The organism is Candidatus Pelagibacter sp. (assembly GCF_052049855.1).
Lineage (GTDB): Bacteria > Pseudomonadota > Alphaproteobacteria > Pelagibacterales > Pelagibacteraceae > Pelagibacter.
On sequence record NZ_JBNGZE010000001.1, the window covers coordinates 175,969 to 187,896 of the forward strand.

The window sequence follows — 11,928 nt, forward strand, 5'->3', positions numbered from 1 at the left end:
TAAATTAAATTACTTACCTGAAATACCCATAATGTCAGACTCTTTCATTATGCTGTATTCTTTACCATTAATTTTGACTTCAGTTCCTGACCATTTGCCAAATAAAACTTTATCACCAACTTTAACATCCATTGGAATTATTTTTCCATCTTCAGTTTTTGCACCACCACCTACAGCAACAACTTTGCCTTCTTGAGGTTTTTCTTGAGCTGTGTCAGGGATAATTATTCCTCCTGCAGTTTTTTCACTGCCATCTAATACTTCGATTAAAACTCTGTCATGTAACGGTTTAAACTTCATAAATTCTCCTTTATAAATCTTTACAAATATGAGCCTCATATAGATATTTCACCGTCTATTTCAAGATCAGAAAATGTTTAAGATATTAATATTGCTAGTAAATTCGGGATTTTATGGTTTATACCTTAAATTATGACCAAAAATTTAGATTTAAATGGCCTACAATCAATTGCTGATAATTATGATCTTTTTTATATAGACTTATGGGGCGTTGTTCATAATGGGGTTAATCTTCACGAAAATGCAATAGCTGTTTTAAATGAGCTTTTTAAAAAAAAGAAAATGTTCGTACTTTTAACAAATGCCCCAAGACCAAATAAAACTGTTCAAATTTTTTTAGAAAAGATGGGTATGGATAAAATACTTAGAGATCATGTATTTACCTCAGGAGAAGCAGCATTGAATTATTTGAAAAAATCTTACTTATCAAAAAAGTTTTATCACATAGGTCCACCCAGAGATTTTGATTTATTTTATTTATTTGAGAAAAATAAGTGTGAAAATATTAGTGATAGTGAATATTTATTGTGCACAGGGTTATTTGATGATCACGATAAGGATTTAAAATTTTACAAAGATTTACTTGAAAAACATATTACCAAAAAAATGATTTGTACAAATCCAGATTTAATTGTTGATCGTGGTGAAGTTAGAGAGTTGTGTGCAGGTTCTGTTGCAATGGTTTTTGAAAAAATGGGTGGAGAAGTAGTATATTTTGGAAAACCACATCCAGAGGTCTATAATCAGTCAACTGACAATAAAAATAAAAAAATATTAGCAATTGGTGATAATTTAAATACTGATATCAAAGGTGCAAATCTTTTAAATTATGATTCTTTATTAATTAGTAATGGAATACATAGAAATGAAATAAAAAATAAAGGTATCCAAGATGTTTCAAAAGAATATGAAGCTATAGTTAATTTTATTCAATCAGATTTAAAATGGTAAAACATTACACAAATTTTAATATTAAAAAAATACACAGAGGATCAATTATTTTAATTGGTAATTTTGATGGTTTGCATTTGGGTCATCAAAAATTATTTCAATTAGCACAGTCATATAAGAAAAAATATAATTTAAAGATTGGTGTTGTAAATTTTGATCCAATGCCAAAAATGTTTTTTAACAAAAAATTAAAAAATTTTCGACTTTCTAATATTGATCAAAAAATTAAATTACTAAGTAACTTAAAAGTAGATTTTGTTATAACAAAAAAATTTGATAAAAAATTTTCTAAAACTAAAGCGCTAAATTTTATTTCTCAAATTTTAAATAAAAAATTAAGCTCCAAATTTATTTTTGTTAGCAATAATTTTAGATTCGGAAACAAAAGAGAAGGTAATGTTAATTTACTAAAAAAATACGAAAAGTTATTTAATTATAAAGTTGTTAAACCTGAACCATTAATTAAAAGTAAAAAAATCGTATCATCATCTTTAATAAGAAATCTTTTAGAAAAAGGGTTGTTGGACAAAGCTAATAATCTCTTGAAAAGAAACTGGACGATACAAGGAATAGTTAAAAAGGGAAGACAAGTAGGAAAAAAAATTGGTTTTCCAACCTGTAACATAGACATCGGTGATTATGTTTTAGCAAAACCAGGAGTTTATGCCGTAAAGGTTTTAAGAAAAAATAGTGATAAATATCTTAAAGGAATTGCCAATCTTGGATATAGACCAACATTTAATCAAAAAAAAATATTATTAGAAGTTCATTTATTTAATTTTTCTGGAAATCTTTATAATAAACTTTTATCAGTAGAGTTTTTAAAGTTTATAAGGAAAGAAAAAAAATTTAATAATGTTAATCAATTAAGAGCTCAAATTAAAAAAGATTTAAATATTGCACAAAAGACTAAATGACTAAATCACAAATAAATCTACCAAAAACAGCTTTTTCTATGAAAGCTAACTTGCCTACTAGAGAACCAGAAATTCTTGAATATTGGAAAAAAATAAATCTTTACGATGAATTAAGAAATCAAAGTAAAGGAAGAGAAAAATTCGTTTTACATGATGGTCCCCCATATGCAAACGGAAATATTCATATGGGGACAGCTCTCAATAAAATTCTTAAAGATATAATTGTAAAATTTCATCAAATGGATGGCAAAGACTCCATTTACGTTCCAGGTTGGGATTGTCATGGCTTACCAATTGAATGGAAAATTGAGGAACAGTATAAAAAAAATAAAAAAAATAAAAATGAAGTTCCGATAGTTGAGTTTAGGAAAGAATGTAGAACATTTGCTGAGAAGTGGATTGAAGTTCATAAAAGTCAATTTAAAAGATTAGGTGTTGTCGGGGACTGGGAAAATTATTACTCAACAATGAGCTTTAATGCAGAAGCTCAAATAGTTAGGGAGCTTGGTAAATTTTTAAAAGAAGGAAGTTTATATAAAGGTTTTAAACCTGTGTTATGGTCAACAGTTGAGAAAACTGCACTTGCTGATGCTGAGGTAGAATATCAAGATCATAAATCAGATACAATTTACACATCGTTTAAAGTTAAATCATCTAATTTAAAAGATTTAGCTGGATGTGAAATAGTTATCTGGACAACAACTCCATGGACAATACCAGCCAATAAAGCTTTAGCATATAACGAGTCTCTTGATTATATAATATTAGAAATAAATGATGAGGGTGATTTTAAAAATAGAAAAATTGTTATTGCAGATGCTTTACTTGAATCAGTCGTTAAAGAATGTGAATTAAAAGAATATAAAAAACTTCTCACGTTTAAAGGTAAAGAATTTAAAAATACTATTTGTAGCCACCCTTTTTCAAATCTTAGTTATGATCATGATATTCCAATGCTTGAGGCTAGATTTGTAACTACTGATCAAGGAACCGGAATAGTTCACTGCGCACCAAGTCATGGACCTGATGACTTTAATCTTTGTCTAAACAACGGCATTAAAGCGATAGAAACAGTTGATGGAGATGGAAAATATACAAACAATGTGAAATTGTTTGAAGGAACTCATATTTTTAAAGCAAATCCAATTGTAATTGAAAAACTAAAAGAACAAAAAAATTTATTATTTAACAGTGAGTTGGTGCACTCTTATCCACACTCATGGAGATCTAAGGCTCCACTTGTTCATAGAGCCACTCCTCAATGGTTTATTTCAATGGAAAGTCATAAATTAAGAGATAAAGCATTAAAGGCCATTGATGAAACTACTTTTTATCCACATAAAGGTAAAGAAAGATTAAAATCAATGATAGAAACAAGACCTGATTGGTGTGTTTCAAGACAGAGAGTCTGGGGAGTACCTCTTCCAATTTTCGTAAATAAAAAAACAAAAGAAATATTAGTTGACGATCAGGTTACTGAAAATATTGCCTCTATTTATGAAAAAGAAGGTTCAGATTGTTGGTTTTCAGATGATCCTCAAAGATTTTTAGGAAATAAGTATAAAGCTGAGGATTTCGAAAAATTAAGTGATATTGTTGAGGTTTGGTTCGATAGTGGTTCAACTCATTCATTTGTTTTAGAAAAAAGAGATGATTTAAAATGGCCAGCATCGATGTATCTAGAGGGTTCAGACCAACACAGAGGTTGGTTTCATTCATCATTATTAGAGTCTTGTGGAACAAGAGGAAGAGCACCATTTGAATCAATTTTATCTCATGGATTTGTTGTAGATGGTAAAGGTTTGAAAATGTCTAAATCTTTGGGAAACGTAATTGCTCCTGAGGATATTTTAAAAAAATATGGTGCTGATATTTTAAGGATATGGGTAGCATCATCAAATTATGCAGAAGATTTAAGAATAGATTATTCAATCTTAGATCAACACGCTGACTCATATAGAAAGATTAGAAATACATTTAGATATTTGCTTGGAAATATAAATGATAATTTTGAAAATATAAATTTAGATGATTTAGATTTATCTGAATTTCCTGAATTAGAGCAATTGATGTTACATAAAATTTTTATATTAAATGATAAATTTAAAAAATATTTTAAGAATTATGATTTTCATAATTTATATAAAGAACTACTAAATTTCTGTACAGTTGATTTATCTGCTTTTTATTTTGATATTAGGAAAGATAATTTATATTGCGATACTAAAGACTCGAAAAAAAGAAAATCGACTATTTTACTACTTAATATAATTCTAAATGCACTATTAAGATGGTTTGCTCCTATTTTATCTTTCACAACTGAGGAAATTTTTAAGTTATTATTTAAAGATCAAAAAAGTATTCACTTTGAAAAATTTCTAGAGTTTCCAGATAAATTTAACAATGAAAAACTAAGCGAAAAATGGAGTGAATTAATTAAAATTAGAAATATTTGTAATATTAGTATTGAAGAAAAAAGAGCTAGTAAAGAAATAGGATCAAGCTTAGAAGCAGATTTAAAAATAAATTTAAATCAAAAATTACGAGATTTAACAAATAATATTGATTTTTCAGAACTATGTATTACTTCAAAAGCTGAGGTTAGTTATGCCGAAGAAGTTGAGACAACTGCAATCACTAGCAAAGCAAAGGGAACCAAGTGCCCAGTTTGTTGGAAAATAAATGAAGGTCCTTGCCCTAGACATTCTTAATGGTTGAAAAAATTTTAAGAAAAAATTTTATAATTAATTTGTTGTTAGTTTTTTTAATATTTTTACTTGATAGGATTTCTAAAATTTATGTAATTTATTTAGATAAAAAATATAATGGAGCTGAAATATTTTCCTCTAAATTTTTAAACATTAATTTAATCTGGAATGAAGGAATAGCTTTTGGTCTATTTTCATTTGATAACAATTTTTTTTATAATTTTTTAACCATTTTCATATTTATTATTATTTTGATAATTTTATTTATGATATTTAAATCTGGAGGTAAAAAAAAATACGCATTAATAGCAATATTAGGTGGAGCCATAGGAAACTTTTATGATCGTATTTATTACAGAGCGGTTCCTGATTTCATAGATTTTCATTTGGGTGGATTTCATTGGTTTATATTTAATTTTGCAGACGTATTTATCTCTTTAGGAGTAATTTTTATGATTTTAATGGAATTTATTGGTAATAATAGAAATAATGTGAAGTATGAAAAACTTTAAATTTTTAATTATATATTTTTTACTTTTTCTTAATCTGAATTCTTGTGGAACAATAAAAGAAGGTTTTTCTGCTCAAAAAAAAGACAATACTGACGAATTTCTAGTGGAAAAAAAAAATCCTTTAAAATTACCACCAAACTTTGATGAATTGCCTGTACCCAATAACTCAAACAATTTAGAGCAAAATAATGAAAAGAATCAAATAAAAGATATGATTAAAAATACCGAAAATCCCTCTGACAATTTAAACAATTCTGGTACTCCCAAAAAAACAAGTTTAGAAAAAATTTTATTGGATAAAATAAAAAAAAATTAATGCTAACCGAAGGGATAAATTTAACAAATTTTAAGAAAGTTTATAAATATTCAAAAGTATCCAAAATTTTAACAAAAATTTTAAAAGAAAATAATGAGATAATTAAATCTTTAACAAAAAATTATAAATATTCATTTAAAAAAAAAGACATCAAAAAATTTAAGAAAAATTTGAATTTTAGAATTATTGGTATGGGTGGATCTTCTCTTGGAGCACAAGCAATTTTCAATTTTTTAAAACATAAAATAAAAAAAAAATTCGATTTTGTGGATAACTTAACTCCAGATTATATTAAAAATAAAAATAAAAATTTTACAAATTTAATTATTTCTAAGTCTGGAAATACAATAGAAACTATTATTAACTCAAATTTAATTATTAAAAAAGGAGATAAAAATATTTTTATAACTGAAGATAAAAATAATTACCTATATCTTTTTGCTGAAAAGTTGAAAGCAGATATAATTCATCATAACAATTATATAGGTGGAAGATATTCGGTATTGTCTGAAGTAGGAATGCTTCCAGCTGAATTAATGGGTTTAAATCCAAATAATTTTAAAAGATATAATAATTTGATAAAAAATAAAAAATTTACTAAAGCGTTAATCAGTAATGTTGGTTCAATTCTTTATTTCTCTAGAAAAAAAAAGTTTAATTCAGTAATTATCAATTACGATGAAAAATCAGATAGTTTATTAAAATGGTATCAACAACTAGTTGCAGAAAGCTTGGGTAAAAAAAATAAAGGAATCTTACCAATTATTTCTAATATGCCAAAAGACAATCATAGTTTAATGCAATTGTACTTAGACGGATTTAATAATAATTTTTTTACCTTTTTTTATGTAAATGAAAAAAATTCAAATAAAATTAAAAATAATTTAATTTTATCAACTCATAAGTATTTAAAAAATAAAAATATATCTGAAATTATCTTCGCTCAAAAAAAAGCAAGTGAAAATGTATTTAAAAAAAAAAATATTCCTTTTAGAAGTTTTGAAATTAAGAAAAGAAACGAAACAATCTTAGGAGAGCTTTTTACTTTTTTTATTCTGGAGACAATATTACTAGGAAAATGTCTTAGATTAAATCCTTATGACCAACCTGCTGTCGAACTAATAAAAAAAGAGACTAAAAAAATATTAATTTAAGCAAGTTAAAAAAAATATTCTAGAGATACCATACTTTTTATTCTCCAAAATTTTAAATTTTTTTGGAAAATCATCTTTACTATTCACATGTCTATGCAAAATAATTACTCCATTTTTTTTTAGAATTTTTTTTAAGTAAATCGTTTCTAAAATTTTACTAAAATTTTGATCTTTGTATGGTGGATCTAAAAATATTATGTCAAAATTTTCTTTTAAATCTAAGAAGATATTTTGATCATATGCATTTTTTTCTATAATTTTAAAATTTTCTATATTTTTTAAACCACTTAAGTTTTTTTTAAGAATCAATAATACCTCTTTATAATTTTCAATAAATATTACTCTTCTTGCACCTCTAGAAAAACATTCCAAACCAAATGATCCAACACCTGCAAAAATATCTAAAACATTAGACTCTTTTATAAAAATTTTAAACTTATTTGAATGATCAATTATATTAAAAATAGATTCTTTTGTTAAATCTCTTAATGGTCTTGTTTTGAAATCTTTAGGTTGAAGAATTTTTTTTCCTTTAAATAAACCAGATATAATTCTCATTACTTTATAACTTTATATCCTATATCTTTTCTATAAAATCCTTCAGACCAATCTAATGCAGAAATATTATTAATAATATTTTTTTTAGCACTAGCAAAATCATCAGAAAGCGAGACAAAATTAAAAACTCTACCACCTATAGCATAAATTTTTTTATTTTCTAATTTTGTACCTGCATGAAATAAGAAATTACTTTTATCAAGTTTTAAATTATCTAAATTACTTATTTCAACATTTTTTTTTATTTTTTCTGGGTAGCCTTTTGAGCAAAGTACAATACATAGACTTTTTTTGTTAAGCCATTCGATTTTAATTTTATCTAAACTATGTTCACAACAGGCAATAAATATTTCGTAAAGATCCGTTTTTAAATTTGGTAGTATAGTTTGGCACTCAGGATCACCCATTCTCACGTTGTACTCAATAAGATAAGGTTCATTATTTACTATCATTAATCCGGTATATAAAAAACCTTGATACTCAGTTCCTATTTCAGACAACGCTTGAAGTGTTGGTTTGATAATTTTATTTAATATTTTTTTTTCTAATTCATCTGAAATCAATCTTGATGGCGAATATGCTCCCATGCCACCTGTATTTTTGCCTCTATCACCCTCCAGAACTCTTTTGTGATCTTGCGCAGTTCCAAAAATTTTAAAATGTCTTCCATCATGAATAGTAAAAAAACTCATTTCCTCTCCCTTCAAGAATTCCTCAATGAGTAAATTTTCTGCTTTGCCAAATTTCCCTGTAAATATTTCCTCTACTGCATTAATTGCTTCATTGAACTCTTCACAGATGTACACTCCTTTTCCAGAAGCTAAATTGTCAGCCTTAATTACTATTGGGAAGTTAGTTTTTTTTAAAAATTTTTTTACATCATCAATATTTTTAAAAATACCAAATTTAGCTGTAGGAATATTGAATTTTTCACAAATTTGTTTTGTAAAAATTTTAGATCCTTCTAATTGTGAAGCTATTTTATTTGGTCCAAAAACTTTTATTTTAAATCTTCTTAGATAATCCACTATACCTTCTACTAATGGTTTTTCAGGTCCAACAATAACTAAATCTATTTCTTTATTAATAATTAAATTTTTAATATTTTCAAAATTTTCTAAATCAATATTAATATTTTCTGCTATTTGAGCAGTTCCTGCATTTCCTGGAAAGCAATAGATTTTTTCAACTTTATTTGATTTTTTAATAATTTGACATATCGAATGTTCTCTTCCACCACTTCCTATAATACCAACTTTCATATAAAACTATATAAACTAAAAATGACAAAAAAATTAGCAAAATTAAAATATTTACCAAATAATTTCCAAATCATAGAGGAAGGAGATTATGTTGAATGTGCTATGACAGGAAAAAAAATTAATTTAAATAATTTAACTTATTGGAATGTTGATTTACAAGAAGCTTACTATTCTTATGCAGAAGCTTTCAAAAAAAGGGAAAAATTAGATAAAAAATAATTTTATTTCCAGCGATTATGAGACCAAATCCACTGCCCAGGATTTAAAATTATCATTTTTTCTAACTCCATATTTAATTCATCAGTTATATTCTTTATTGTTTTTTCTTTTGAAAAATAGATAGGGTTTTTAATTTTAATTTTAAAATTAATTTGATTAATCCTTTTAATGTAAACAGGTACAACTGGTATATTAAATTTTTTGACCAATTGAGCTGGTATTGTTGTTGTTAGAGCTTCTTGGTTAAAAAAGTTTGACAAGATTCCTTCCGAAACTCTTTGATCAATCATAAGTGCAGTAGAAAAGTTCTTTTTTTTTAATTTTATCAACTTTTTCATTCCACCAATTCCTTTTTTAATTTGGTTTTTACAGATATATTTTTTTCTTATTCTTTCCATTAATGGATTAAGAAAAATGTTATTCAAAGGACGATATATGGCTGCAACATTGATATTGTTTTTTTCCAAACTCATAGCCATTAATTCAAAATTACTAAAATGTCCTGAAATAAAAATTACCTGCTTATTACTTTTTTTGATTTCATCAAGTGTCTCTTTTCCCTCGATATTAATATTTGTAGCAAGATTACCTGTTCTGAAATTTTCAATAAAAATATATTCAGCAAAAATTCTGCCATAGTTATTCCACATTGAATTAATTATTTTTTTCTCATTTTCAAAATTAATATTTGGGATTGCTTTCCTTATATTTGAGCGAATAATCTTTTTGGATCTAAATAATGGTCCAATTTTTTCAAAAATTTTTCCACCAAGTTTTGAGGACAAATTTGGACCTAATAATTTGAATAATGAGAAGATCAAAATAACAAATATGAATTGAATAAAATATTTTAAATACTTCATTATCTATAATATTAAATTTTCTATTTCTTGTTCATTAATTATTTTTAATTCAGATTTAATAAATTTAATCTTCTTATCATTTATATTTTTTAATCTATAGAAATCTTTTTCTGTTGTAATTACTTTGCAATCAATTTTATTTGCATTTTCTAAAATTTGATTAATATCATTTTTTGTGTATTGATAATGATCTGGAAATTCTAAATCTCGAATAATTTTTAGTCCATTGCTCTTTATCATTGAGACAAAAGTTTGATGATTCCCAATACCTGAAAATACGAAATAATTTTCGTCCTTGCTAAATTCGTCTAAATTTATTGGTTCATATTTTCCAAAATAAATTTTAATTTTTGAATTAATTTTGAGTATTTGTTTTATTAAATCTTCACTGTTTTCAAGATTTCCATTTATAAAAACATGCTCATATAATTTTAAATTTTGAATACTCTCACGAAGTGGTCCTGATGGAAGAGTCATACCATTTCCAACCGAATTTATTGAATTAAAACAAACAAATTTAAGATCATATTCAACAGAACTATCTTGTAATCCATCGTCACATATTGCTATTTCATAATTTTGTTTTTCTGCTTCAATAATAGCTTGCATTCTTTTTGATGATAAAAATAGTTCTCCTTTTTTTTTTAATAATTTTTGCTCATCAACTTGTGCATTGTAAAATTTTTTAATAAAACATGATTTTATTTTTTTTTTTTTCAAAATTTCATGAATTTTTAAACATAATGATGTTTTACCAGTTCCACCAACATAGATATTACCGATACAAATAGTTTTGATTTTTCTTTTTTTATTTATCCGAGTGCATTTTTTTTTTAAAAAAACTAATACTTTTATAAGAAATGCTATTGGATAAAGAATATAGGCATAAATGTTTGGTTTTTTATAGTCCCAAAATTTAGGTTTTCTTATATTCATTATTAATAAATTTATTCAATTCTTTTATAGTTTTATTTTGGATTTTTTCTCCAATATTTTTAATTTTAATACCTATTTTTTTATTTTTCTTAAAAGATATCGATGTAGCCAATTGTTTAGGTGTACTTATTTTCTTTGATATTTTTAACATTTTTAATAATTTATAAACATCTTTAAAATTTTCTACGTTTGGACCATGTAATATTTTTGCACCATATCGTGCAGCTTCTAATGGATTTTGGCCACCTCTTTTTATTATAGACCCACCAAGAAAAACTGAGTTACTTATTTTATGGAATTTGCCTGTTTCACCAAATGTATTAACAATATATATGTCGGTACCATTTAAACTTTTCTGCTTGTCACTATGTAATACAGTTTTTAAGTTAAGTTTATTTATTTCTGTTACAATTTTATTTACGCGATGTACGTGTCGTGGGATTATAATAGTAAGAAGATTTTTAATTTTTTTTTGGAGTTCAATGTGCGCTTTCGCACAAAAAATCTCTTCTATTCCATGAGTACTTGATGCAATCCAAATTTTTTTTTTATTAAGTTCTGATTTTAATTTTTTTGAAATTTGATTATAATATTTATCAGGACTTTCAGTAAATTTTAAATTTCCTATTAAAGAAATTTTTTTGGTTTTGAGTTTTTTTAAATATTTTCCAGTTTCAAGATTTTGGGGGTAGGCAATGTTTATTTCATTAAAAATACTTTTTGAAAAAAATTTTATTTTTAACCATTTGTTAAATGTTTTTTTGGTTATTCTTGCATTTAATAAAATTAAAGGAACATTCAATTTACCCATATTTTTAAACATGCAAGGCCAAATTTCTGACTCTATAAATATCGCTAGGTGTGGTCTCCAAAATTTTAAAAATTTATTAGTAAAGTAAATATGATCTATTGGATAAAATTGATGAATTGTTTTTTTAAATTTAAATTTTTCAATCACTTTAGATGAACTTAAAGTGCTGGAAGTGACAAGAATTTGACTAATATCTTTTTTTTTTTCGTAGTATTTAATTATTGGAATTATACTTAAAATCTCTCCAACACTAGCTCCATGAAACCATATTAATTTTCCTTTTGTTCTTTGATCTGAAGGTATGCTAAATTTTTCAATAAAACGAAATTTATCTTCCTTGTTTTTAAAAATTCTAATAATTAGTATTAATGGTGAAATCAGCAGAAGAATTGAGATAATAATTTGATACAAAAAAAACATT

The 11,928-nt window shown here is 25.2% G+C and carries 13 protein-coding genes; 7 read left to right on the forward strand and 6 right to left on the reverse strand.

Annotated elements, in window-relative coordinates; all coding sequences use genetic code 11:
• Positions 1 to 9: 9 nt before the first annotated feature.
• Positions 10 to 300 (reverse strand): co-chaperone GroES, encoded by a 291-nt coding sequence (gene groES / locus ACTT9X_RS00930; protein WP_023854741.1) that lies wholly within the window; start codon positions 298 to 300, stop codon positions 10 to 12.
• A 132-nt stretch (positions 301 to 432) separates the two neighbouring features.
• On the opposite strand from groES, the gene ACTT9X_RS00935 reads away from it, so the two are divergent.
• From ACTT9X_RS00935 to ACTT9X_RS00960, 6 genes are read left to right on the forward strand one after another with little or no spacing between them, the layout of a single operon-like run.
• Positions 433 to 1,251, forward strand: coding sequence for a TIGR01459 family HAD-type hydrolase (locus ACTT9X_RS00935; protein ID WP_440933827.1), 819 nt, complete (start codon positions 433 to 435; stop codon positions 1,249 to 1,251).
• Positions 1,245 to 2,168, forward strand: coding sequence for a bifunctional riboflavin kinase/FAD synthetase (locus tag ACTT9X_RS00940; protein WP_440933828.1), 924 nt, complete (start codon positions 1,245 to 1,247; stop codon positions 2,166 to 2,168). Before ACTT9X_RS00935 ends, ACTT9X_RS00940 begins: the two co-directional genes overlap by 7 nt.
• Positions 2,165 to 4,879: an isoleucine--tRNA ligase gene (gene ileS / locus ACTT9X_RS00945; protein WP_440933829.1), complete on the forward strand. Its 2,715-nt coding sequence runs from the start codon at positions 2,165 to 2,167 to the stop codon at positions 4,877 to 4,879. The genes ACTT9X_RS00940 and ileS overlap by 4 nt, the downstream gene beginning before the upstream one ends.
• The gene (lspA, locus tag ACTT9X_RS00950) at positions 4,879 to 5,388 is read left to right on the forward strand and encodes a signal peptidase II (protein WP_440933830.1); all 510 of its coding nucleotides are present in this window, start codon (positions 4,879 to 4,881) and stop codon (positions 5,386 to 5,388) included. The genes ileS and lspA overlap by 1 nt, the downstream gene beginning before the upstream one ends.
• Positions 5,375 to 5,704 (forward strand): DUF3035 domain-containing protein, encoded by a 330-nt coding sequence (locus ACTT9X_RS00955; RefSeq protein WP_440933831.1) that lies wholly within the window; start codon positions 5,375 to 5,377, stop codon positions 5,702 to 5,704. The genes lspA and ACTT9X_RS00955 overlap by 14 nt, the downstream gene beginning before the upstream one ends.
• Positions 5,704 to 6,858 carry a glucose-6-phosphate isomerase gene (locus tag ACTT9X_RS00960; protein WP_440933832.1) on the forward strand — a complete coding sequence of 385 codons (1,155 nt, stop codon included), beginning with the start codon at positions 5,704 to 5,706 and terminating at the stop codon, positions 6,856 to 6,858. Before ACTT9X_RS00955 ends, ACTT9X_RS00960 begins: the two co-directional genes overlap by 1 nt.
• Here the strand turns inward: ACTT9X_RS00960 and rsmD are convergent.
• Both rsmD and purD read right to left on the reverse strand, forming a co-directional pair.
• Positions 6,850 to 7,416, reverse strand: a complete 567-nt coding sequence (rsmD, locus tag ACTT9X_RS00965; RefSeq protein WP_440933833.1) for a 16S rRNA (guanine(966)-N(2))-methyltransferase RsmD — start codon at positions 7,414 to 7,416, stop codon at positions 6,850 to 6,852. The two genes, ACTT9X_RS00960 and rsmD, sit on opposite strands and share 9 nt — an antisense overlap.
• A complete protein-coding gene (gene purD / locus ACTT9X_RS00970) occupies positions 7,416 to 8,678 on the reverse strand; it encodes a phosphoribosylamine--glycine ligase (RefSeq protein ID WP_440933834.1) in 1,263 nt (420 codons plus the stop codon). Before purD ends, rsmD begins: the two co-directional genes overlap by 1 nt.
• Positions 8,679 to 8,699: 21 nt before the next feature.
• Here purD and ACTT9X_RS00975 point away from each other — a divergent pair, with 21 nt between their 5' ends.
• Positions 8,700 to 8,897, forward strand: a complete 198-nt coding sequence (locus tag ACTT9X_RS00975) for a DUF2093 domain-containing protein (protein ID WP_440933835.1) — start codon at positions 8,700 to 8,702, stop codon at positions 8,895 to 8,897.
• Between the two features lie 2 nt (positions 8,898 to 8,899).
• Here ACTT9X_RS00975 and ACTT9X_RS00980 read toward each other — a convergent pair whose 3' ends face one another.
• Genes ACTT9X_RS00980 through ACTT9X_RS00990 form a run of 3 tightly spaced genes read right to left on the reverse strand, consistent with a single transcriptional unit; the run spans position 8,900 to position 11,927 of the window.
• Complete coding sequence (locus ACTT9X_RS00980) at positions 8,900 to 9,760, reverse strand: lysophospholipid acyltransferase family protein (RefSeq protein WP_440933836.1); 861 nt, start codon at positions 9,758 to 9,760, stop codon at positions 8,900 to 8,902.
• Between the two features lie 3 nt (positions 9,761 to 9,763).
• A complete protein-coding gene (gene lpxK, locus ACTT9X_RS00985) occupies positions 9,764 to 10,696 on the reverse strand; it encodes a tetraacyldisaccharide 4'-kinase (protein ID WP_440933837.1) in 933 nt (310 codons plus the stop codon).
• Positions 10,677 to 11,927: a 3-deoxy-D-manno-octulosonic acid transferase gene (locus ACTT9X_RS00990; RefSeq protein WP_440933838.1), complete on the reverse strand. Its 1,251-nt coding sequence runs from the start codon at positions 11,925 to 11,927 to the stop codon at positions 10,677 to 10,679. The genes lpxK and ACTT9X_RS00990 overlap by 20 nt, the downstream gene beginning before the upstream one ends.
• Position 11,928 lies beyond the last annotated feature (1 nt).